The following is a 22,953-nucleotide window of genomic DNA, read 5'->3' on the forward strand; positions in this document are numbered from 1 at the left end:
TAGGTTTTTGAGAACAGATTTGTCTATACGGGTACTGTTCATTTTGTTCAGTTATGCGCTTGTACGAACTTTATGCCCGTATGTCGCATAATACAAAATAAACAAATAACACGGCACCATTATCCAGTATGCCTGCTGCGAATCAACGGCATCGGTTAAATAACCATATAATAAAGGAAGAAGGGCCCCACCAGATATACCCATAATCAGCAATGATGCGCCTGTCTTGGTGAAGCGGCCCAATCCGACAATGGCCAGAGGCCAAATGGCAGGCCACATTAATGAATTGGCCAATCCCAGCAACGAGATCAACAGCACCGACACATAACCATCCGTAAAGATTGCAGCCAGGGACAGGATCACCCCCAGGATGGCAGACATCTTTAAAGCTAATTGCTGGCTAAAATATTTTGGTATACATAATATCCCGATGATATAACCCACAATCATACTCACAAGCGTATAAGTTGTAAAGAACTTAGCTTCAGACAAAGCAATTCCCTGCGAAGAGCCATAGCTGATCACTGTATCTCCGGCCATGACCTCGACTCCAACATACAAAAACAAGGTCAGTGCACCTAGCAATAAATGGGGAAACTGCATAATGCTGCTTTTGTTGGTATTTGCAAGCGCAACTTCATCATCTTCTTTTTCCGTATCAATTTCAGGAAGCGTTGAAAAATAAATCAATACTGCAAGTATTACCAGCACAGCAATAATAGCAACATAAGGTAAGATCACTTTATGCGCCAATATATCTAATTCGGCGGCTTTTTCCGCAAGATTCATAGTTGCAATCCTTTGGGTTACACCATCAGCATCTTTTAAGGTTACCGCTCCCAGCAAGATCGGAGCAATAGCGCCCGCTACTTTATTGCAGATTCCCATGATGCTTATGCGCTTCGCTGCACTTTCTACCGGCCCCAATATAGTTATGTACGGATTAGAAGCCGTTTGCAAAACAGCTAAACCGGTCCCCTGAATAAAAAGTCCTAAAAGGAAAAGGGAATACGTCCTGGTTAATGCTGCAGGAATAAATATCAGTGCGCCTATAGCCATCACAACGAGTCCGACAGCCATTCCTTTTTTAAATCCCGTAACTTTAAGCACCCATGCAGACGGCAGCGCCATTACAAAATAGGCAATATAAAAGGCAAAAGCGACAAGGTAAGATTCGAAGTTGGTCAGCTCGCAGGCAATTTTCAAATAGGGTATTAAAACTGAATTTAGCCAGGTAACAAAGCCAAAAATAAAAAACAATGCACCAATAATTACGATTGGGGAGAAAACTGACGATTTTGTTTCGTTTGCCATGATTTAGCTCTAAGGTTTGATAAATAGTTATAGTTGTGGTGATTCTATCAGGGAGATCATATCAAAAACCTCCTCTTGCTCTAAAAGTATAAAAATATTGACAACAATCCATCGAATTTTTTGCGCAAACGTTTGTTTTATGAATATGTTTATATTCGCCTTAAACCATAAACCTCATTAAATTAAATATGAAAGCCCTTTGCCGCCACTATACACTTATATTTTTTGCCATCGTTTCGACTGCACATGGGCAAACCGTTCTTAAAAAACAGGATCTGCAACATGCAAAATACCTGTCCTTAGATGGCAAAGCATTATCGGGTGGCAATAAGACAGGCGCCGATGGAATTGTGCATCAATTTAAAATGCCTCTCCTGCGCCTGCTTCGTACAACTTCCAAAACAGTGCGGGGAACAGTATTGCTGTTGCCCGCCGGCGAATATAAAACATTGAACATTAAGAATGCCAGTCAGGACACCGCTTTGTCCCTCAACAAAAAGGGTTACGATGTCGCCATTCTAGATTATCACATCGGCTATGGTCCCAATACCCGTGATCTGGCTTTAAAAGACGCCAAATCTGCATTTAAACTAATCAAAGAAAGCAGGACTACATTTGGATTGAGGGGCAGTCAAGCCAATATTGCAGGAATAGCAGCAGGCGGGCACCTTGCAGCGAGAATGCTGCAATACATGGATCGACCGCAACAGCCGGACAGCCTCAGCCTTATTTCTCCATCGTACCTCGATGAGACTATACCTGGCACCGTCTTTCCCGCAGTAATACCTCCGATTAATCCTAAGGCTAAACTTGGCGTTACCTTTACCGGTACCGAAGATATAATGACAACCCAAAGCGGCAAGGAATATCAAAAAACATGGACAGGTTATACCAAGGGCAACATGGATCCGAATCCAGCAGCCATTTCAACCGAAGGATACAGCAGGAAACGCCATGATGAAAAATTAGCCCTGGTAGCACAAAAGAAATTTGACCTCATCATGCTGGGTAATTCCATTACCAACAATTTTGAAAAACAAGAATACCAGCAGATATGGAAACAATTTTTTGAACCGCGCAATGCACTGAACCTGGGCTTTAGCGGATACCGGACAGAAAACCTTTTATGGAATATTGAGAACGGAGAACTTGAAGGGCAATCGCCAAAAGTATTGGTACTCGAAATTGGCACCAATAACGTTGACGAAAAAAATTACCCAACCCGCCATACAGCTGCACAGCTAGCCGGAGGAATGGAAGCTATCGTAAAACTAGTACGTATAAAGCTTCCTTCCACCAAGATCATCATATTAAGATGTTTTCCCGGGGCATATGGCGGACCAAACCCTACCTCGCACCGGGCTATATTAGAGCGTGCTTCAGACATTGTTGCCAAACTTGCCGACAATAAGGACATATTTTACTGTGATGTCAACCACGTGTTTTTAAACTTTGACGGCTCCATCAACAGAGAGCTCATGCCCGACTATCTGCACCCTAGCCCTGCAGGGGCAAAGCTTTGGGCCCAGGCAATGGAACCACTCCTATCCTCGCTGATGGGAGATCATTCTTTAGACAATGAGATTCCGAAAAACACAGCGATTGTACCCCTTCCTAAGTTAGAAAATGACAGCTACAACTGGTGGGACCGTCATGCAGAAGTGCTCCGCATCAAAGATCGCATCAATCCTGAAGTAGTACTGATTGGCAATTCCATTACCCATTTTTGGGGTGGCCAGCCCAAGCTTGTCAATAACAACGGACAACCGCGTATCCCAAATGGACCAAAATCATGGGATTCTGTGTTTGCAAAACACCGGGTGCTCAACCTCGGTTTTGGTTGGGACCGCACGCAAAATGCACTCTGGCGGCTGGATCATGGAGAAATTGATGGCCTCCACCCACGCACAATTATTGTAGACATCGGCACAAACAATACCAGTCAAACAGAAAATGCACGGATGAATACCTCATCAGAGATTGTAGAAGGCATCCGCGCAGTCTGTCTGAGGTTGCGTTCGAAAATTCCTTACGCCAGAATCATTGTTATGGCCATCTTCCCACGAGAAAAAGATCCGCAGCATCCCAGACGTTTGCTGATCAACGAGATTAACAGAGAACTTGCTGTATTTGCAAATGAAAATCATTTGACACTATTGGACATTGGCCCCAAAATGCTAAATGCCGACGGCACATTCCCCCCAGGCATTATGCTCGATTACACACACCCTGCCGACAAAGGTTACCAGATTTGGGCTGATGCCATCCGACCATATATCGATGAACGCTAACTGCCTCTACTCCCCTTTTAGCTCTACAACAATCTTTTGGCCCTTACTTTTGAGCAGTTCAGCAGGAAACCTAAATTCAAGTCTTTTCAAATCACTTACCTTCATATCATAGTCCAGTGGAGGAGGATTCCTGGAAACCACTTTAATCTCCGCGCCCTCGGGCTGCCTGATCATGACTTTGAGAATTTTACCTTTCTGCTTCAGCAAGACTCCGCCCACTATTATCTCAGCATCAGCTTGTGTCATCATGGCCCAGGTCACATTTTTTGTCTGTTCAGAAAGCTCCAGCACATCAGTGATTTCAAGGCTTTGGTCTCCCGTCCGCTTAAAATCCCTTTTGGCGCCGTTAAGCTGCCCTTTAAATACAGCAGAAAGATCAAAACCTGCCTGGGGTCTGTTGCCTTTGCCTTTATAATAAATCATTGGTGCAAAACCCTTAGCCACATGTAGTTCATCATTGACCGTCAGCGTACTATGTCCAAAATTATTCTTACTCAATAAAGTCCAGCGCTTGCTTTCCTGCCCGCTGCTCCATAAACCACTAACCCCTATGGCCTGCTCCAGTTGAAAGTAATTCTGCATTCCCAGGTCTACAGACCACCTTATCCCCTGCAGGTCAAACACAAAAGATCCGGCATCCATGTTACCATGGTTTAAACTCCCCGCCCCGCCCTTCGCTCCCAGGAAATAGCCATTCGGATCAGCTTTTCCGGCTCCAAATACAACAAGCGGATTAACTCCATCACCTTTATAATTTGCAGGGAAAGGCTTCGCAGTGGCTTTCCTGTGCCTTGCCAGCCAGGTCAGCACAGCCCCGTTAAATTTTGAACTGTTGTATCCACTCGTCGCAGACCTGGACACCGCAGCCAGAAATTTATCCTGATCAAAATAAGCGTCATTACCAGTCTTGTTGGCAAACCACAATAACAGTTCCTGGTTTTCCAGACCATCGGCTCCACCACTGCCGGAATCAAAATAATTGAAATACAAGCCACTCGAGCCTACCAATTTTTTCACAAAAAGCGCACTATTGATAAAGCCCGGTGATTTAGGGATGTCAAAATCACTCCCAAAAGCACTTTCCAGCGCAGCTATGGTAATCAACGTATAACTCGTGCCGTAAGACCAGTAAGAAGCCCCTTCGGGATAAGCGCCATCCGGTGCATAGACCTTCAGTGCCCTTGGTATATTCTGCAGCATCCTGGAAATCAATCGTGCGGCCAAAGCAGGGTCATCATCGGCAATAATTATTGCGGCCGATGTGATTCCGCCATGGCAGACCTGGTTCCAGTTGTTGTCCACCTTTACCCAGCCGTTGAACTTTTCGCTCAAACTGGGTTGTATAGCCTTACTGATCAAAGCATTTTTTACCAGGTGCCTTGTCGATTCCGGCAAATCACCAAGCGTCCAGTCCAATCCAATGGCCACACCATAGGCCATCTCCCCTACATCCAGGAAATGGCTGGGATTCCAGTCGGAAAAACTGCAGATGTTCAGCAGTTCCTTATCGACACGATCCAAAAACCGCTTTTCCCTCGACACAGAATAGACAGCAGCAAGCGTTCCAATCCGCGCGATCGCTTGCCTGGATACCCCAAGTAATCTTCTGCCTTCCAGCTTTCTTTCCAGAACCGGCAGACCCAGCAGCGAAATTGCATTCTTATACAAGTAGCCATAATAGGTTTTGACCGTTTCATCTTCTTCCACAGCTTTTCTAATCTGTCGCAATCCCTCATCAGTCAGGATTAATCTGGGTCCAGTCTTTCTGAGATTCTGTTTCACCCATTCCGCAGTAATTTCTTTGGTTTCGCCAACAGGTTTTTGAGCAGCACCGATTTCCAGAATACCTATCGTTAGCAGGAAAAATAACAGGATTGATTTCATACTCCAAATTAACAATTTCCAGGAGATATTAGCCAGCCATCCGTCTGATCAGTTCTATACAAGCCCGGCTGTTGTGGTATGGACATTTCCACAGCCCCACTTTATCCTGTTCGGGCATTAAATCTCCGTTTTCCAGAACACCCCAGAACCATTCTCCGTTACTACGGTCGATGATGTGCATTTTTATAAACTTCCACACCCCTTTAAAGTATTGCAGAAACACAGGATCTCCGGAAATCTGCCAGGCATTGTAAAAACCTACCATCGCCTCGGCCTGCACCCACCAGTGTTTCTCCCTGGCAATATGTTTTGCAAGCGGGTCACTTTCATACCACAATGAACCGTCCGTATCCAATCCGCTTGCACTCGCCCTGGCCATTCTTATGGCCAGCACCCTGAGTTTTTCTATCCAGGCCTGATCAGCGATTGCTTCAGCGGCCTCCAGGAGCAGCCAGGCAGCTTCTATGTCATGTCCATACGAGATCAGCGGCGATCTGCTTTGCCAATTCTCATCAAAGAACAAACGCAGATGACCAGTTTCCTGATCAACAATATGCGCATTGAAATCCTCAAGCAACTCAATAATACGTACCCTCAGTTCTTCATCAGGCCAGATGCGATAAAGATTAGTAAAAGCCTCCAACACATGCAAATGCGTATTCATGGTTTTCTTTTCATTGGCATCCTTATCACTTAGCCGCAAGTCAGCTATTGGCTCCCATTTCTCGCCAAAGGCCTCATAATACCCACCTTTTTGTTTATCCAAACTATATTTAATCAGGTCATGGTACAATTCTACCGCATGTTCTTTGGCCACCTCATGCCCGCTCGCTATAAAATATTCACTGAATGCATAAATGGTAAAAGCTATCGCATAAACCTGCTTTTTAGTATCGAGAGGATTACCCTGTGCATCGACCGTCCAGTAAACCCCACCATAATTGTTGTCTACAAAATGTTCAGCAATATAATGGTATGCCCGTTCTGCAGTTTCAAGATACTGCTCAACAGGGTTTAAATTATATGCAGCGGCAAATGACCAGAGGATCCTTGCATTGAGTACAGATCCTTTTGCTGCGTCAGGATTTACCTGATTGTGGTTATCCAGCTGACCATAAAAACCGCCATTTTCATGATCCGGAACATAAGTCATCCAGTAGTTTAAAATATTTTTTAGCTCAGTCTCCAGTTCTTTTGTCATACGGGCATTTTTTGAAAATGTGCTCAAAGATAGAGCCGAATTTCATGCGCTTCATAATACTCTTTTAACAATTTATAATGTGAAAACCGCCGCCTTCTTATATTTTCTTTAACAGGAGTTCAGCCGCATCGCAGCCCGTCTGGTTGCCAATGGCAATACCCATTCCGTTACACCTGAGCGCACAAAAAACACCGTTGTCCAGTTCTTTTACAATCGGCGTTATAGAACTTCCAAAAGCCATGATGCCACTCCAGCTTTGTTCAATTTCAAAACCAGCACCAGGCAAAATTACTTCATCCAATAAATTAAGCAATGCGTTTTGGACAACAGCAGTGCTTCCAAATTCAGTAGTCTGCTCAGCGGCGAAATCAAGGTTTCTTCCACCCCCCAGCAACACCCTGTTGTCTACATTTCTAAAATAATAATAGCCCTTATTATAGTGAAAGGTACCTTTAACTTTTAAACCAGGTACAGGCCTGGTGATAATCACCTGGCCCCTGCCAGGGACAATATCCAGCTCAGGCGCCAATTCTTTAGCAAAAGCATTGGTACACAGCATTAGTTTTCTACAGTTGAAATTACCATCCGCGGTATACACCTTATATCCGTCATCACTTTGCTCAAATGAAGTTACCTTACAATTATTAAAGACAAGTATGCCGGCCTCCCCTGCCTTTCTCAACATTGCCCTCATCATTCTGCCACTGTCTATCTGGGCCTCACACTCATTCAAAATCAGCGTATCAACACCATTAAACCCAAAATCAGCGATTTGATGATTAACTGGTTTAAATGTATCCGGTCGATTTACTATGTCTTTTATCAATGCGTTAAAGTAGCCGATTTTTGACAAACACACTGAGGATAACTCTTTTTCAGCAGGCCGAAATAATTCGTAGCCTCCGTAATTCTTATAAGCAATGGCTTCATCGCCTAATAAGTTTCTTAGCTTCAATAAGCCTTTCCAGCGGTTTTTGATCAGCTGGTGCAACCCATCTGTCCCGCAGTTATTTTCCTGTTCTATCAGTTCCGACACACTTCCAAAACAGGCAAAGCCGGCGTTTTTTGTGCTGGCTCCTGAGGGAGTTAAACCGCGTTCCAATACCGCAATGTTCAGAGAAGGCTGTTTTTCCTTAAGCGCGATAGCTGCACTTAGTCCAACTATTCCGCTGCCGATGATCAGCAAATCAAAATTAAAAAAATGTAGTTTTTCCCAGTAAGAAATGGCCGGTGTCATCTTATAAATTTATGTATTTTTTATTTAAGGGGTAAGAATTCAACCCTCCATCTGTTCGGCAACGTCTAGGGTGGTTCAACACTGAATTGGGATTTGTTCGGAAAACAGGCACCTTTTTCCGAAGAAAGCTTCTGGAAGTCCCAAACAAGAGCCGACAATGGTACTCTGATATACAGGTAAAACTCTATATTTATACTTTTAACCAAAAGTATCATGAAGTTTAAAATTTCCCTTTGCCTCATTTTCCTTTGTACTTTATCAGGGTATCTGTTTGCACAAGAAAGGACCCAGGTAAATACTTATACAAATCCGTTGCCTGTTGAATTTGGTGATCCCTTTATACTCTTCGATAAGGTCAGCAATCAATATTATATGTACGGCACCGGAGGCGGTGCAAAAGATGGCTTTAGCAGCTATTCATCCAAAGATATGGTTAACTGGAAAAGCGAAGGGCAGGTCTATTTTGGAAACAAAAAAGGCGCCTGGGGCATCAGCGCTTTTTGGGCACCGGAGGTTTATCATTACAAGAATAAATACTATATGTTTTATAGTGCGCAATGGGGTTACAATCCGACAAATGAACTGGAGAACTTTAAGATTGGTGTCGCCGTAGCGGACAAGCCTACCGGCCCATTTATCGATATGACTGACAAACCGCTGTTTGATCCGGGTTATCCGATAATTGATGCAAATGTCTACTTTGATCCGAATGGAAAGTTATACCTGTATTATTCACGCTGCTGCTACAAAAATACGGTGAAAAGCGAAGTTGCGGATTGGGCAAAGGAAAAAGGCTGGTTTAATGAAATTGAAGAAAGCTGGGTCTATGGGGTAGAATTGAAGTCTGATTTTAGCGGAGTGAAAGGCAGTCCGGTTTTGCTGCTTCGCCCACCACTGAAAATGAATGATCCACAGGCAGAATGGGAAAGTCGCTCGGTTACCTCCAAAGAAGTAAACAGGCGCTGGACAGAAGGTTCATTTACATTTAAAAAAGGAAATACTTATTATATGATGTATTCGGCCAATTTCTTCGGCGGTGAAAATTATGCAATTGGATATGCAACATCGAAACATCCATTAGGACCTTATAAAAAAGCAGACAATAATCCTATTCTGCAAAAAAACACAGGTCAGGGCGGAGGAGTAAGCGGTACAGGGCACAACAGTGTAGTATTCTCTCCGGACGGGAAACAGATGTTTTGCGTTTATCATGGCCGGACAAATGCCTCAGGTATCAAAAGAGTGGTATTTATTGACCGCATGCACATCAATACAGATGGAAAAATTGTGGTCATAGGGCCTACTACGACTCCTCAACCGAAACCTTTGACCAAATAACAGGCCTAAACATACAATATCCACCTGACATCAAAAGCGTCAGTGATTTCAATGAGCTGATCATCGTCATAATTTCTGACTAGAGAATCGCTTTTACTAAATTCCAGATCTCCAACGAGCTTTTTTCTGGTATAAGTGTCTCTACAATGTATAAAAATGGCCATATAATTCCCCAGTATTCTTCCTTCGTCGTGTACCAGATCCGAACCATGGATAATGATGCTTTCAGCAACAAGCGACCCGCTAACTACAGGGATTGCTCCGTAGCCATCTAATTGTTTTTCAAAACTCTTAAATTGCAGTGAGCCGCCAAAGCAGGTTTGGTAAAATGTGAGCGCCTCCCTGCAGTTCCCGGAAAAGGTAAGGAAAACCGCAGTCACAAATTTCCGATGACCAGGACCAGTCCTGACAGAAGAGTTAAGCATCTGGAATTTTATTTCTATACAGATAAGAAACGGCAAGGATTCCCAATATCACTACCGGCAGTAGCATAAACCCAATGTTTTTATCTACGCAGGCGTGACTAATGAACGCAAAGATTAAATTAAAAGTGAGACCTGCATAAGCCCATTCTTTTAGCTTGGCTGGTGTTTTAGGATACGAAATAGCAAAGACACCCAGCACTTTACAGATGATAAGTGTATAGGCAAAATAATCCGGATAGCCCAACGGTTTTGTGCCTGCATTTACATATTCCGGTGCAAAGAGCATGGTAGCAAGTGGCATTATACCCTCCCAAAGCAGGATGATAACAGTTGCTATCCAAAAAATTACTTTATTCCTCCGTGTTGCCGGTTCCAACGTTATTTCTGTTTCTCGTGCCATAATTATTTAATTAATTTTAATATCCAAAAATACATTGAGTTATAAAATCAAGTCTATTGTGAAAATGACAACTTTAGGGGTAAATTATGACAAAACTATTTTCGTAGATTAGTACCTTAATCTAATAATCGATGCAAATTTCAGTTTTTGTGCCTGAGTATGGGGTAATTGAAGCAATTACGCCCCCTTTTAGAAGCTTCCACACCGCCAATGAGTTTTTAACCACTTTTGGCAAAAAACCGATTTTTAAGGTAGAGTATGTGGGTTTAAACGCGCATGTTCCAGCCAACAACGGAGAATACATGATTAAGACTGATAGGTTGCTTAAAGATGTTACTGAAACTGACTTGTTGATTATTCCCCCTGCCTTTGGCGATACCACTAAAGGAATACAAGCCAATGCAGAGGCGATACCTTATTTCAAAAAGCTATATGAAAACGGTTCGAGTCTTGCCAGCTTGTGTATCGGTGCCTTTCTTTTAGCTGAGACAGGCTTACTCAATGGTAAAAAATGTTCTACACACTGGGCTCACATTAATGATTTCAGAGAAAGGTATCCAGATGTAGAAGTGGAAGACGGAGCGATTATAACAGAGCACGACAGCATTTACAGTAGCGGAGGGGCGAGTAGTTTATGGAACTTAATATTATACCTGATCGAAAAATATGCTGACAGACAGACGGCGGTAATGATTTCAAAATATTTTGCTTTAGATATTGGCAGAGATAGCCAGTCTCAATTCGCTATATTCAAAGGTCAAAGAAATCACGGTGATGTAGAAATTCAAAAAGTACAGGATCATATTGAAACACATTATGAAGATAAAATAACCATAGAATCATTAGCGGCTTTAATTAATACCGGCCGCAGAACATTTGAAAGAAGATTTAAAGAGGCAACCAACAATACATCTATAGAATATATACAAAGAGTAAGAATAGAAGCCGCCAAAAAGTTTTTTGAAGCATCAAGAAAAAATATATCAGAAATAATGTATGATGTAGGCTATACCGATTCTAAAGCATTTAGAGATACATTTAAAAAGATTACAGGACTTACTCCGATTGATTATAGGAATAAATTTGCAAGGGTCGCTTATGAGGTGTGAATAAATTTCACATTTTCAGGGTGAAATAGCGGCCTGTTTAGTTATTTATATTCTTTCAGTAATTGCTGTGCGGTCTTTCTCGTAATGCCATAGTAGAGTTTTTGCCCGGAATGATATTTTTCTCTTAGCTCAAAATTTTCAAATGACGGTCCGCCTGGTATATTAACATAATCTTGCTTATTGCGGCTTGCCCCACTCCAGTACTTCGCCCGCCCGTTTACACGCAGCATCAGGGAGGAGTCATATTCCGACACATCTTTACGCCAATACTGGCTTAGTTTAAGATTTGGCCTGTAACGCCAGCCAGCTCTGTCGAGATAGGCTTTTTCCTGTGGCCAGGAGCTCAGGCTCTTAAAATCTTCATCAGATTCAGCAACCACTATGAGATCGCCATTACCGGCCTTCCACAACCGCGCAGCAGGATAACTTTCCTTTTCTATAAAATCAATCTCATCATACTCTTTGTAAAGATCTGTTGAATTTACCACTTTGTCTTTTAAATATAATTTACGCAGGCGCGAATAGTTGCCCATGGTGGCGGTCACCGCACAGCGCTGCATCAGCGCACTCCCGCTGTGATTAAAAACCTCTATACCAAGTTCTTCCGGATAATCACTACGAATGAACAGTCGTAAATACGGATGCGCACCATTTTTAAAGCGCTCCATAAATAGATATACTGAGAGTTCCTCAACCTCAGGATGTCTGCTATCGGGATGCAGGATGGCACCGCGTGTTTTTGCACCTGCAAAGTAAGCCGTATCGGTTTTGTTTTCTCCGGCCCACATCACTTTTCCCCACTGGTTATCAACAAGTGACGGAGATATTTCGCTGAATTCTATTTTACCATTTACTACCGGCTCAATGGCTAAAAAGTTGATCAGATAGATTTCACCTTTATTTTCATAGCCAATCCTGATTAACCCCCGGGGTCCACCGGTTTTTTCCTGGCCGCCTTCTACCCCCGTGGGCCATATACTAAATACAATACCATTGCTGATGCCCCACATGGCTTCACTTTTTGCATTGGCTGGCCTTATCCAGTTTTTATCACGGCTCTGTGCCTTCAAATCCTGATAAAATAATATCATTAAAAAAGCGACAACAAAAATGTAACGGTTGGTTTTCATAGGCTTAAAATAGCAATTTACTATTTAACATTGAAAACGCAAGCTATGCCTTTTACCACCCCGGCATCTCATTTAAAGTAAGTACATTGGCTGCCTGATGCAAAGCCCTGATCTGTTCATCGCTGTTATTGCTGAATACCAGTTCAGACCAGCCCATGAAAAAGGTCCATTTCGGTTGTTCCAGCAATTGCTGAGCGGTCGGCAGCTTACTGCATTCGCCGAGGGCTATTGGCTTACCGCCTGATATGCCAAGCATAGCCTGGTATTTTGCCACGGTGAAACCATTGCCTTCATATACATCAAGGGCCGCTACGTCCCAGTATTCCTTGCCAGGGTTATAGCTCTTCAGATCAGCGGTCAGACTGCTGAAATCCTGCATGTCCCATACCCAGATCAAGTTGGTCAGCCCTTTGGTATTGCGCATATAATTGTAGGTGAGCTGCCAGAGTCTGGCAGTACCATTGGCACCCGGCCGGCCGGCCCACCAGAATTTCCCCTGGTTCATCTCATGCAGCGGACGCCAGAGTACTTCGACGCCGTTATCTTTCAGAAAGGATAAGTACACGCTCACTTCATCCATCATCTGTTTCCAGCGTATATTGATGGCTGTACCATCGGTGATCAGTTCTGTCCACTGGGCATCACTCAAACTACTCATCACGCCCTTGCCATCGTCCCAGGCGCAGGGCTGTGAGTTGGCCGGGTTACAGGCATGCCACATGATGTTGATTACTGCTCCCTGTTTCCATTGTTTCAGTGCCTCATTGACCATCAGTTGTCTGTTGTTGATGTTGTCCTGCTGGAAGAGAAAGTCTCCGCTCCAGAGTGCCGGATAAAGATCCGTGGTGCTTTTTATTTCCTCCGTCCATTTTGCCGGCTGAGCATTGGGTTCACGATTATGGATACCAGCAAGTGTCTTCTTTCCCAAGATCTTATACAAATAATTCAGTGATTTATAAGGGGTGTTCGGCTCAGGACCCTGCTCTTCACTGGGTTTGGTTTCCGTATTTACGGATTTGCTTTTTTTACATGCAGCCATACCACAGAGCAGAACTGCAACCAGGCACATGGTCAGGTATCTTTCCATCTTCTTCTGCGTTAGTTTTTCTTAATGTCTATCCAAAATCTGCGGGTGCTTTTAACGAATTTATCGTAGTCACTGTAGATATTACCCCAATCATCAACGCTGGTTAGGGTAAACTCCAGTGAATTGATGCCGGCATTTAACGTCTTCTTATAGATGTCTTTTTTATTGCCAGAGCCAGTATAATCGTCTGTATAGGTATAGGGGCCTGAACGGAACGCGGCAACTTTGGTGCTGCCATCAGCAAATTTAAAGGTCACGGTATTGGCTGCATAATTCCTGGTCCATTCTCCTTCTCCTTTGGGCAGCACCCTGTACTTGGCATTGACATCGGTCTTTGGTGTTCCTGAGAAAATGAAGTCAGCGTATTTGCCATCGGCACCAGAGTTATTGATAAATTTACCATAGGTATTTCCATTGGCAGTAGCCCCGGTCAGTTCAAATACCAGGCTGTTGTCCATTTCTGCCTGGGCACCGCCATCAGCAGGCCACACCCAGGGCTTGTCGTTCATGTTGATTACACCGCCGCCACCCCACTCAGGCCCCGTACCACCATATACAACCATTGCCTGGATGGCGTAGGTACCGGTAATGGTTTCTGTAAAAGGAACCAGTTCAACTTTCCAGTTCCGCCTCTGGCCGGATTCCGCGGTAACAGTGTATGCCGCCGTATTCGAATTTCCGGAAAAGTTTACGACCTGGCCGGACAACGGGCTCACGCTCGCCTTGTAAGAAGTCTGGACGGTTGGGCTCACCTTACTCAGGTCAGTGCCTGCCTGCATGAGTACTTTTACTTTTACAGTTCCGGCACTGCGGTCTATTTCCGCAGGACCGATCTGTATCAGGCCATTGCCAAGCGTAAAGGCCTCGATTGATTTTTCATTGCTCTCTATGCCTTTATAAGGATCCTTTTGGCAACTGCCGGCGCATGCCAGCACAAATCCGAGCAAGGTCATCAATTTTATTTGGTTCAGCAGTTTCATATGCTTTATAGTTACTTGATTAATGGATTGGTATCTAATTCTCTTTGCGGCACCGGGAAGAAATATGCGCCGCTGGTAATGGTTTTACCATATTTCTGCACCAGCACTTTTTCCATAGTATTGGTGCGGCGAAGGTCAAACAATCTGCTGCCTTCAAAAGCCAGCTCAAATGCTCTTTCTTCGACAATGGCATCTCTGAAAGCCTGTATGCCTAAGGAAGGGTTCAGATCGCCCAGACCGGCACGACGCCTGATTCTGTTAACTGCTTCATAGCCCTCCGCGGTAGGGCCTGCCGATTCTGCCAGCACAAGCAGTATATCCGAATAACGGATCACCGGAGAGTTACAGCTGCTTTTATCACCTACCCTCAGCGGATCTATGAATTTACGGGTAAAAGGCCTGGAACTGCTGTTGATGTCGAGATTATAAGTGCTGGCGCCATTGGTATAACTTGATACGATCAGTTCGGTTTTGCGCTTATCAGCGGCAGCATAACTGTTGTATCCTGCGGCTTCCGTACGGAAGTGGCCCCAGCCCTGACCGATATTGATGGTTCCTTTTGAAGGATCACCCGCGTCGTAAGGAATCGTCATCGGCCGGTCTGCCGGCAGGAACATGTTGGGAAGTTTCGAAAAATTACCCTCTACTTCTCCGGTGCGGTCTACAGCAGCATCAAAAATATGTTCGGAGGTACTTGCTTTTTTGTAGACTTCGGTGTCAAATATATCCCTCAGTTTGTCAGTGAACACATAGCTGGTTTGCTGACTGATTACTTTTTCTGCATAAATTTTGGCTTCGGCATACATGGCATCGGCATTGTCAACAAAGGTATAACCAGCCGATCCGCTGCTTTTGGCCGAGGCCAGCTGAAGGTATACTTTGGCCAGAAGTGCCTGTGCCGCCACCTTGTTTGCCCTTCCTTCACTGATCTTTGCGACATTGATGAGGGATTCTGCACTTTTCAGGTCTGCAATGATCAGGTCATAGACATCCTTTAACGGGCTTTTGGCCATCGGGATCTGTGAAACGTCGGCAATGGTCTCGGTACGCAGAGGTACTTCACCAAACATGCGTACGAGATTGAAATAATGCAGCGCCCTTAAAAAGTGTCCTTCACCTGTAACCTGGTTCCTTGCGGCTTCAGGCATAGAACTGATTTTAGGCACATTGATGATCACCGCATTAGCACGGGCCACACCCCGGTACATGTAGGTCCAAATGTTGTCCAGATCAGAGTTATTGGAGGTGGTACGCAGCTCATCCAGCTCAAAATTAGCCGGTCCGGCATCACCTTTCTGGGTCAGGTTTTCGGTCGGGAGTTCAGTAATGATGTAATACCCGCGTGAATAATAACCTACCTCCGGCAATACAGAATAGGCATAGATAATGGCAGATTCCGCATCGGCAGCAGTTTTATAAAACGAACCTGTATTGGTCAGCCCGTAGGGTTCTTCTGTCAGTTTGGTACATCCGGTAATGCTCAGCGCAGACACCGACAGACCATATATTAATTTTTTATAGTTCATCTTTTGTAGTATTAAAATCCAACATTCAGACCAATAGTATAGGCACGTGCGCGGGGATAACCTCCGGTATTGATCCCGTTTTCTCCGACTTCAGGATCATATCCCGCATTGAATTTGCTGAAGGTGTACAGGTTATTGCCCGAGAAATATACCCGGATATTGCTTACACCCCTGATCAGATTTGGTCTCAGGTTATAACCCACTGTGACATTTTGTATCCGCAGGAAAGAACCATCGGTAATGAAGAAATCGGATGCCTTAAAGCCGCGTGTACCGTTTGCTCTTGGGATCTCATTGCTCGGATTGTCTGGTGTCCAGCGCAGGATCTGCCTGCTGGGGGTAAGCTTGTTAAAGTCCCATACATCATTGCCATATACACCATACAACTGGGCACTCAGGTCAAACTGTTTGTATTTCAGGCTCGTGTTGAAACTGTATATAAAATCAGGATTCGGGTTTCCGATGATGGTACGGTCATTGGCGTCAACGATCCCGTCAGGAACACCGTCCGGACCGGAAATATCCAGGTATCTGATCTCACCGGGCAAAGCCTCATTTCCCGTAAGACCAGCATCTATTCCTTCCTGAAGGGTCTGGATGATCCCACCGGATTTGTAGCCGTAATAGGCAAACATGGGCTGTCCAACGGTGTAGGTGCTGATCCGCTGGCGAACGCTTTCATAGAGGGTTCCAACTTCTACACGGGTACTCTCCCCCATCTGAACTACTTTATTCCTGTTCATGGTAAAGGTTCCGCCGACCGTCCAGTCAAGTTCATTCTTTCTGATCACATTCGCATTGATGCCCAGCTCAAAGCCTCTGTTATTTATCGTTCCGTCGTTGATCCACTGCTGGTCGTAGCCGGCAGATGGCGCAATGGTTTTTAACCGCAGCAGGTCTCTGGTCTTTTTCACATATACATCTGCTGTCAGTGTCAGCCGCTGATCCATAAAACCAATGTCTATACCTGCGTCAAAAGAACGTGTGGTTTCCCATTTCAGACTATTATTGCCCAAGCCGCCTACAACAGTCCTTCCCTGTTCGTCATTGGCACCAGCCAGACCGGGGCCAAATCCTGTCTGGAAAGCCGCGCCGGTAAAGTATTTGTAAGAACCGAAACGGTCCAGTGTCTGGTACGGGCTGATACCCTGGTTTCCGGTTAAGCCGTAACTGGTTCTCAGTTTCAGTTCAGAGAACAGGTTTAGGGATTTGATGAATTCTTCTTCGTTCAGCTTCCAGGCAAATGCTCCTGAGGGAAAATAAGCCCATTTGTTGTTGGCCCCAAACTTGGTCGAACCATCGGCACGTGCTGTCAGGGTAAACAGGTATCTGTTCATCAGGGTATAGTTCAGCCTTCCGTAGAAGGAAGAAAGGTCAAACCTGGACAAGCTGTTGTTCAGACTTTTGGTCACTGCCGTCTCCAGATTCTCGTTTTCCAGGTTGTCATTGACAAACTCACGACCGATTAATGTACTGAATCGGTTTACTGTTTTCTGAATCGAATAACCAGCGACAAAATTCAGACGGTGAGCCTCACCGAATTCTTTGGTCGCTGTCAGGTAGTTTTCATTGAGCAGTTCTGTATAGGTACTGTTGTTTATGGAACCATAACCCTTGTTTTCAAAACCACGGAAGGTTACATCACGGGGATCGTACTGGTCCTGTATGGAATTGCCGTATTTGGAGCTAAGCTGTGTACGGAACTGCAGCCATGAAGTCAGCTGGGCATTGACAAATACAGTTCCCAATATGTCCATGGTCTTATTTTTGTTGAGTACCCTGTCGGCGATAGAAAGCGGGTTGCCGTAGTCTGTACTGCTGGTCCTGAAATAATTACCGTTTTCATCATAGGCTGGGAAGATTCTTGATCTGCCCACACCCAGACCACCACCCGTATTGTTGGTATAAGCCAGGACTACATTTGTTCCTGCGGTCACAAACCGGGAAAGTTTCTGGTCGACGTTGAGTCTGCCGGTATATTTATCGTAATCGTTTTTGATGGCGATTCCCTGCTCCTTATAATAGTTGCCCGAAAGCGCATATTTTGTACTTTCATTGCCGCCGTCGGCGCTCAGTGTATAGCTCTGGGAGACCGGATTTCTATAAACCAGATCCACCCAGTCGGTATTGTAGGGCCATGGCCCCTTGTTTGGGTCCAGACCTCTTAGTTCGGCGATCGAAGGATAATAAATGGTCTTATCACCCTCACCGAACGGGCGGGTAATGCCGATGTAAGGTATATCAGTGGCGATAGCCCCGCCGTTGGCAGCCGCCTCATTGGCATAAATCGCTTCATCTACCGGATCTCTCCACAGGTCAGGCTTGTTGGCTCTCGTAGAAAGGGTATTCAGTGAACTGAAACTGATTCTCGGCTGACCTGATTTTCCTTTCTTAGTGGTTATAATGATCACGCCGTTGGCACCTCTTGAACCGTAAATCGCTGCTGATGAAGCATCCTTTAATACTTCTATAGATTCTATATCCTCCGGATTGATCTGTTTTAAGTTACCGGCATCACCCCAGGGAAAGCCGTCAACTACCATCAGCGGATCTTTAGATCCGTTGAGTGAACTGGCCCCCCGGATCCTGATCGTGGCACCCGAACCTGGCTGTCCGCCAGAGGTAATTACCTGCACACCCGGCAGTTTACCCTGCAAAAGCTGGTCTACCGAGGAAGCGGGGGTACGGTTCAGATCGCTGCCTTTAAGTGTAGCTACAGCGCCTGTCAGATCGCTCTTTTTTACGGTACCATAGCCGACTACAACTACCTCATCCAGGCTTTTCTGATCGCCAAGCAGGCTTACATTTACCGAAGTCTGATCCTGCGCTACGGTGATTTCCCTGGTTTGCATACCGATATAGGTGAATACCAGCGTTTTTTGTCCTGCAGATAAAGACAATGAAAAGTTTCCTTTAGGATCTGTGGTAGTTCCGGTCTGCTCGCCCTTTACTGAAACACCAACTCCCGGAATGGGCTGGCCTGCTTCGTCTGTAACTGCTCCTTTTAATATCCGTTGCTGGGCATACAAATTACCCGCAGCAAATAGACCAAGGAACATCAATAAACATGCCTTATAGAATGTTCGTTTCATAAGATTGGTTAAATAATTATTTGGTTAGAATTCAAAATTGATTCAACCAAAGATAGAGGGGCGTTCAATTCATTATTAATACTATCTTAACAATTGCTGATATTTAACCGAATTCCAGTTAACAAATGGTAACAATTATGGCTCAAAATAAATCTGTGATATTTTAACTGATTTCTTTTACTCGCTAAGAACAACTGACAAAAAGCAATAAAAAAAACCAAACTACATCAAATTATTGTATAAACAGGTCATTATATGAGACTCTCCGGAAGGAAAGAATTTGTACTATTCTAACATAACCTAATATTATTTTTTCAAAAACAACACAAAATTGGCCCATTTGTTAATCAATATTATTTTAACTAATTTGGCAGAATAAAATCCAGCAACCCGGGAAATGCATAAAAATATCATCAGAGAGATCACCCCTTTAACAGTACATGACTGCTTCACTATTTTCTCCAGGGAGAAGAGTGAATTTGATTTTCCCCTGCACAATCATGAGGAAATGGAGTTGAACCTGATCATCAATGCACCAGGTGCAAAACGCATTGTAGGTGACCATATAGAAGAAATAAATGACCTGGAGCTTGTTTTTGTAGGCTCGAATCTGGAGCATGGCTGGTTTACCCACAATTGCAAAAGCAAGGAAATAAAGGAATTTACCATTCAATTCCACAAAGACCTGATCGATGACAAGTTCCTGAGAAGAAATCAGCTCAGCCAGATCAGAAAAATGTTCGAGCAGTCCAAAAAAGGTGTACTATTTAGTCGTGAAACTACGGAGGAGATCATGCCGCGTGTTATGGGCCTGGTCAGCAAGCGGGGTTTCGCTTCTATACTGGAACTACTTTCTATTCTTCATGATCTCTCCACTTGCAAAAACTACAAGACTTTGTCTGACGCAAGTTTTACCAATGAGAATTTCAACTACAACAGCCGCAGGATAGAGAAGGTCTTCGAATACATGAACGCCAGTTTCAGCAATCCGGTTACGCTCGCTGAAGTTGCAAAAATCGCAAATATGCCGGAAGCCTCTTTCAGCCGCTTCATTAAAAAAAGGACAGGCTACACCTTCATCGACAGCCTGAACGAGATCAGGCTGGGCCATGTATCGAGAATGCTGATCGACACGACCCACTCGGTCGCTGAAATCGCCTACAAGTGCGGTTTCAACAATATGGCCAATTTCAACCGCACTTTTAAAAGTAAAAAGGGCTGTACCCCTAAAGAATTCAGGGAAAACTACCTGGGCAAACGGGTGTTTATTTAAACGCAAACAATAACCCCGATTCATTGTTCTATAGCAAACACCACACGATCATGCAGGAAAAAGACCTCAATCCATATGAATTTACACTTGAAATAGACGGTGAGCCCCAGGCTATAAGGGTAGAATTGCCAAGATCCGGCGACTATATTATTTATATCAACGGAGAACGCACCGGTCATATATACCCGATCCGCAGTAAATCAACAGTGGAATGGAAATCCAATGATGATATTGACCAGCAGCTGATCGCTGAGATCGGCAAGAATATTGAAGCACTGGAAGGAAATCCTCCCGGCTGATTGCCCTCTATATTAAAACAAACGCTGCATAAAATCGCGGAGCTGCTCACGCCAAAAACGCCATTCATGTCCGCCCTCTGTTTCATGACTTTCAAACCGGATCTGTTTTTCTTTTAAGGCGTAAACCATTGCCAGGTGGCCTGAATACCTCGGATCATCTTTGCCGCAAGCGACCCAAAGTAACTTCAACTGGTTATTGACTTTTTCCGGCTTATCAAAGATCCCAGGTACCCGCGCATTGATATCAAACTTGGCATCGCTAAGTAAGCCAGAACTAAACTCGCCTATGTAATTGAACTTATCCAGGTTTTTAAGCCCGATTATATAGGCTTGCCCACCTCCCATTGACAGGCCTGCAATGGCACGTCCAGCCTTCTCCGTCTTCACCCGATAATACCTTTCCACATATGGAATTATATCTTTCAGCAATTCCTGCTCCAGCGACTCTACTCCTTCTTTTGAGCTTCCTCCTGCCCATGTTCCGTCTATCAGCCCATTGGTCATTACAATAATCATAGGTCTCGCTTTTCCTGCTGCGATAAGGTTCTCCAAAATCACATCTGCCCTGCCGGCAGCTTGGGTCCAGCTCGTCTCATTGTCCCCGCCGCCATGCCGCAGGTACAAGACCGGATATTTTTGTGCAGTCTGCCGACTGTATTCGGCAGGCAGGAACACCACCATTCCTCTCAGCCGCTTTAGGGCAGAAGAGTGGTATTTTATATGATGAAGTACGCCCTGAGGCACATTCTGAACCTCATCAAAGCGAGGTCCATCTATTCCGGGAACTTCAACTATGCTGCCGTACACCTCTGTTCCGCTTTTCACGACCGGATTAGCCGGGTCTATCACATTTACACCATCTACAGCAAACTGGTAAGAATAGATGCCGGGTGCAGCCGGCGCGATTCGTATTTCCCAGGTCCCGGCAGTGTCTTTTTTCATCAGCAGGGGTTTGATGTCCCATTCCCCGAATACCAGTTTTACTTCTTTGGCGTTTTTCGCTTTGAACCGGAACGTGATACTCCTATCCTGATTAACTATAGGGGAAAACGGATCGGCCGATGCTCCCCACCAGCCTTGAACGGTGTAGTTGTTCTGAGGCTTTTGCGCCGTAGCCGCTAAACCTGACAGCAGCAGGAGAGAAAAGATAAATGTGTTGTGGTTCATATCTGAAGAGGTTGTTATATGCCAAAGGATTTATTCTTATCTACCAAGGTACAAATCTTATCTACAGATGCAGAAGAGTTGAAACCATCCTCTGGTGTGTTGATCACATAATCAAGCAAGCGATCGACAGAGGAAACTGCCACATGCATACGTGTGTCTGAAGAGGCGTAGTAAATAAACACTGTTCCGTCCTCATCCGCTATCCAGCCGTTGCAGAATACTACGTTTGATACATCGCCTATGCGCTCTTCACCCTCGGGGGCAAGGAAATAGCCTGATGGTTTATGCAACACTTTTGTAAGGTCCTGCAGGTCGGTAAGAAACATATAAAGCGTATAGCGAAGGCCGGCAGCGGTATTTCGAACACCGTGGGCCATATGCAGCCATCCTTTTTCCGTTTTTATAGGCGCCGGCCCCAAGCCGTTTTTTGCCTCATAAATGGTATGATATACCCTTCTGTCTAGTACTGCTTCGATAGCTACTTCAGCATTTTCTATACTTTCTGATAGTCCAAACGCAATTCCTCCACCCTTTCCTGCTTCAATAAAGCCGTCTTGCGGGCGCGTGTAAAATGCATATTTTCCATTTACAAATTCTGGATGCAATACTACATTGCGCTGTTGCGGCGAATTGGTTTTGAAGTCGCCCAATCGTTCCCATTCCAGCATGTCTTTACTGCGAATGATACCGCATTGGGCAATGGCCGACGATTGATCGGCTTCAGGCATGGAGAAATCCCGGCTTTCGGTACAGAAAACACCATAAATCCAGCCATCTTCGTGCTGCACTAACCGCATATCGTACAAGTTGGTCTCGTTGCCGCGATGTGGGACGATGGAGGGCTTATCCCAGAACCGAAACCGGTCTACTCCATTCGGACTTTCGGCAATTGCGAAAAAAGACTTTCGGTCACTGCCTTCTATCCTTGCCATCATCAGGTACTTGCCATTAAATTTTATCGCACCAGCGTTGAACGCCGCATTGATGCCTATTCTTTCTAGAAGAAGCGGATTGGATGCGGGATCCAGATCGTATTTCCAAAAGTATGGAACATGCTCATTGGTAAGGACAGGGTATTTATAGCGTTCAAATATACCATTCCCGAACTCTTCGGGCCTGTTAGCCTGGCTAATTAAACGTTCGTATCGCTCTTTGATTGTTGTTTTTCGAGTATTGAAATCCATTGTATTGTTGGTTCAG

At 44.7% G+C, this 22,953-nt stretch carries 18 protein-coding genes; 5 read left to right on the top strand and 13 right to left on the bottom strand.

The annotated features are described in order from the left end of the window. Positions 1-51: 51 nt before the first annotated feature. Positions 52-1,314: a sugar MFS transporter gene (locus QEP08_RS13015; protein ID WP_285058614.1), complete on the bottom strand. Its 1,263-nt coding sequence runs from the start codon at positions 1,312-1,314 to the stop codon at positions 52-54. 188 nt (positions 1,315-1,502) lie between these two features. Here QEP08_RS13015 and QEP08_RS13020 point away from each other — a divergent pair, with 188 nt between their 5' ends. After that, positions 1,503-3,605, top strand: a complete 2,103-nt coding sequence (locus QEP08_RS13020; protein WP_285058615.1) for a GDSL-type esterase/lipase family protein — start codon at positions 1,503-1,505, stop codon at positions 3,603-3,605. 6 nt (positions 3,606-3,611) lie between these two features. Here QEP08_RS13020 and QEP08_RS13025 read toward each other — a convergent pair whose 3' ends face one another. The 3 genes from QEP08_RS13025 to QEP08_RS13035 all read right to left on the bottom strand — a co-directional run bounded on the left by QEP08_RS13025 (position 3,612) and on the right by QEP08_RS13035 (position 7,927). Beyond that, positions 3,612-5,489, bottom strand: a complete 1,878-nt coding sequence (locus QEP08_RS13025) for a heparinase II/III domain-containing protein (RefSeq protein ID WP_285058616.1) — start codon at positions 5,487-5,489, stop codon at positions 3,612-3,614. A gap of 28 nt (positions 5,490-5,517) precedes the next feature. Further along, positions 5,518-6,690 carry an AGE family epimerase/isomerase gene (locus QEP08_RS13030; protein ID WP_285058617.1) on the bottom strand — a complete coding sequence of 391 codons (1,173 nt, stop codon included), beginning with the start codon at positions 6,688-6,690 and terminating at the stop codon, positions 5,518-5,520. Positions 6,691-6,787: 97 nt separating this feature from the next. Continuing rightward, a complete protein-coding gene (locus tag QEP08_RS13035; RefSeq protein ID WP_285058618.1) occupies positions 6,788-7,927 on the bottom strand; it encodes an NAD(P)/FAD-dependent oxidoreductase in 1,140 nt (379 codons plus the stop codon). 213 nt (positions 7,928-8,140) lie between these two features. Between QEP08_RS13035 and QEP08_RS13040 the strand changes: the two genes are divergently transcribed. After that, complete coding sequence (locus QEP08_RS13040; protein WP_285058620.1) at positions 8,141-9,265, top strand: glycoside hydrolase family 43 protein; 1,125 nt, start codon at positions 8,141-8,143, stop codon at positions 9,263-9,265. Between the two features lie 5 nt (positions 9,266-9,270). On the opposite strand, the gene QEP08_RS13045 is transcribed toward QEP08_RS13040, so the two are convergent. Both QEP08_RS13045 and QEP08_RS13050 read right to left on the bottom strand, forming a co-directional pair. After that, entirely contained in the window at positions 9,271-9,690 is a 420-nt protein-coding gene (locus tag QEP08_RS13045) for a VOC family protein (RefSeq protein WP_285058622.1), read from the bottom strand. After that, complete coding sequence (locus QEP08_RS13050) at positions 9,683-10,090, bottom strand: DoxX family protein (protein ID WP_285058623.1); 408 nt, start codon at positions 10,088-10,090, stop codon at positions 9,683-9,685. Before QEP08_RS13050 ends, QEP08_RS13045 begins: the two co-directional genes overlap by 8 nt. A 131-nt stretch (positions 10,091-10,221) precedes the next feature. Between QEP08_RS13050 and QEP08_RS13055 the strand changes: the two genes are divergently transcribed. Further along, positions 10,222-11,199, top strand: coding sequence for a GlxA family transcriptional regulator (locus QEP08_RS13055; protein WP_285058624.1), 978 nt, complete (start codon positions 10,222-10,224; stop codon positions 11,197-11,199). 41 nt (positions 11,200-11,240) lie between these two features. On the opposite strand, the gene QEP08_RS13060 is transcribed toward QEP08_RS13055, so the two are convergent. Genes QEP08_RS13060 through QEP08_RS13080 form a run of 5 tightly spaced genes read right to left on the bottom strand, consistent with a single transcriptional unit; the run spans position 11,241 to position 19,014 of the window. Next, positions 11,241-12,329 (bottom strand): hypothetical protein, encoded by a 1,089-nt coding sequence (locus QEP08_RS13060; RefSeq protein WP_285058626.1) that lies wholly within the window; start codon positions 12,327-12,329, stop codon positions 11,241-11,243. A gap of 52 nt (positions 12,330-12,381) precedes the next feature. Next, complete coding sequence (locus tag QEP08_RS13065) at positions 12,382-13,416, bottom strand: glycoside hydrolase family 26 protein (RefSeq protein WP_285058627.1); 1,035 nt, start codon at positions 13,414-13,416, stop codon at positions 12,382-12,384. An 11-nt stretch (positions 13,417-13,427) separates the two neighbouring features. Further along, entirely contained in the window at positions 13,428-14,396 is a 969-nt protein-coding gene (locus tag QEP08_RS13070; RefSeq protein ID WP_285058628.1) for an SGBP N-terminal domain-containing protein, read from the bottom strand. An 11-nt stretch (positions 14,397-14,407) separates the two neighbouring features. Beyond that, positions 14,408-15,922 carry a RagB/SusD family nutrient uptake outer membrane protein gene (locus QEP08_RS13075; protein ID WP_285058629.1) on the bottom strand — a complete coding sequence of 505 codons (1,515 nt, stop codon included), beginning with the start codon at positions 15,920-15,922 and terminating at the stop codon, positions 14,408-14,410. Between the two features lie 11 nt (positions 15,923-15,933). Continuing rightward, the gene (locus QEP08_RS13080) at positions 15,934-19,014 is read right to left on the bottom strand and encodes a SusC/RagA family TonB-linked outer membrane protein (protein WP_285058630.1); all 3,081 of its coding nucleotides are present in this window, start codon (positions 19,012-19,014) and stop codon (positions 15,934-15,936) included. Positions 19,015-19,411: 397 nt separating this feature from the next. Here QEP08_RS13080 and QEP08_RS13085 point away from each other — a divergent pair, with 397 nt between their 5' ends. Both QEP08_RS13085 and QEP08_RS13090 read left to right on the top strand, forming a co-directional pair. After that, positions 19,412-20,287 carry an AraC family transcriptional regulator gene (locus tag QEP08_RS13085; RefSeq protein ID WP_285058631.1) on the top strand — a complete coding sequence of 292 codons (876 nt, stop codon included), beginning with the start codon at positions 19,412-19,414 and terminating at the stop codon, positions 20,285-20,287. A gap of 23 nt (positions 20,288-20,310) precedes the next feature. After that, positions 20,311-20,586 (top strand): hypothetical protein, encoded by a 276-nt coding sequence (locus tag QEP08_RS13090; protein WP_285058632.1) that lies wholly within the window; start codon positions 20,311-20,313, stop codon positions 20,584-20,586. 12 nt (positions 20,587-20,598) lie between these two features. Here the strand turns inward: QEP08_RS13090 and QEP08_RS13095 are convergent, their stop codons facing one another. Both QEP08_RS13095 and QEP08_RS13100 read right to left on the bottom strand, forming a co-directional pair. Continuing rightward, positions 20,599-21,753 carry an esterase gene (locus tag QEP08_RS13095; RefSeq protein WP_285058633.1) on the bottom strand — a complete coding sequence of 385 codons (1,155 nt, stop codon included), beginning with the start codon at positions 21,751-21,753 and terminating at the stop codon, positions 20,599-20,601. Positions 21,754-21,767: 14 nt separating this feature from the next. Beyond that, the gene (locus QEP08_RS13100; RefSeq protein ID WP_285058634.1) at positions 21,768-22,937 is read right to left on the bottom strand and encodes a glycoside hydrolase family 130 protein; all 1,170 of its coding nucleotides are present in this window, start codon (positions 22,935-22,937) and stop codon (positions 21,768-21,770) included. Positions 22,938-22,953: the final 16 nt, after the last annotated feature.

Source organism: Pedobacter ginsengisoli (genome assembly GCF_030244015.1).
Lineage (GTDB): Bacteria > Bacteroidota > Bacteroidia > Sphingobacteriales > Sphingobacteriaceae > Pedobacter > Pedobacter ginsengisoli.

Bases quoted from the DNA above. Each gene is read 5' to 3' on its own strand.
- QEP08_RS13015 (WP_285058614.1), bottom strand. From the start codon at position 1,314: ATGGCAAACGAAACAAAATCGTCAGTTTTCTCCCCAATCGTAATTATT.
- QEP08_RS13020 (WP_285058615.1), top strand. From the start codon at position 1,503: ATGAAAGCCCTTTGCCGCCACTATACACTTATATTTTTTGCCATCGTT.
- QEP08_RS13025 (WP_285058616.1), bottom strand. From the start codon at position 5,489: ATGAAATCAATCCTGTTATTTTTCCTGCTAACGATAGGTATTCTGGAA.
- QEP08_RS13030 (WP_285058617.1), bottom strand. From the start codon at position 6,690: ATGACAAAAGAACTGGAGACTGAGCTAAAAAATATTTTAAACTACTGG.
- QEP08_RS13035 (WP_285058618.1), bottom strand. From the start codon at position 7,927: ATGACACCGGCCATTTCTTACTGGGAAAAACTACATTTTTTTAATTTT.
- QEP08_RS13040 (WP_285058620.1), top strand. From the start codon at position 8,141: ATGAAGTTTAAAATTTCCCTTTGCCTCATTTTCCTTTGTACTTTATCA.
- QEP08_RS13045 (WP_285058622.1), bottom strand. From the start codon at position 9,690: ATGCTTAACTCTTCTGTCAGGACTGGTCCTGGTCATCGGAAATTTGTG.
- QEP08_RS13050 (WP_285058623.1), bottom strand. From the start codon at position 10,090: ATGGCACGAGAAACAGAAATAACGTTGGAACCGGCAACACGGAGGAAT.
- QEP08_RS13055 (WP_285058624.1), top strand. From the start codon at position 10,222: ATGCAAATTTCAGTTTTTGTGCCTGAGTATGGGGTAATTGAAGCAATT.
- QEP08_RS13060 (WP_285058626.1), bottom strand. From the start codon at position 12,329: ATGAAAACCAACCGTTACATTTTTGTTGTCGCTTTTTTAATGATATTA.
- QEP08_RS13065 (WP_285058627.1), bottom strand. From the start codon at position 13,416: ATGGAAAGATACCTGACCATGTGCCTGGTTGCAGTTCTGCTCTGTGGT.
- QEP08_RS13070 (WP_285058628.1), bottom strand. From the start codon at position 14,396: ATGAAACTGCTGAACCAAATAAAATTGATGACCTTGCTCGGATTTGTG.
- QEP08_RS13075 (WP_285058629.1), bottom strand. From the start codon at position 15,922: ATGAACTATAAAAAATTAATATATGGTCTGTCGGTGTCTGCGCTGAGC.
- QEP08_RS13080 (WP_285058630.1), bottom strand. From the start codon at position 19,014: ATGAAACGAACATTCTATAAGGCATGTTTATTGATGTTCCTTGGTCTA.
- QEP08_RS13085 (WP_285058631.1), top strand. From the start codon at position 19,412: ATGCATAAAAATATCATCAGAGAGATCACCCCTTTAACAGTACATGAC.
- QEP08_RS13095 (WP_285058633.1), bottom strand. From the start codon at position 21,753: ATGAACCACAACACATTTATCTTTTCTCTCCTGCTGCTGTCAGGTTTA.
- QEP08_RS13100 (WP_285058634.1), bottom strand. From the start codon at position 22,937: ATGGATTTCAATACTCGAAAAACAACAATCAAAGAGCGATACGAACGT.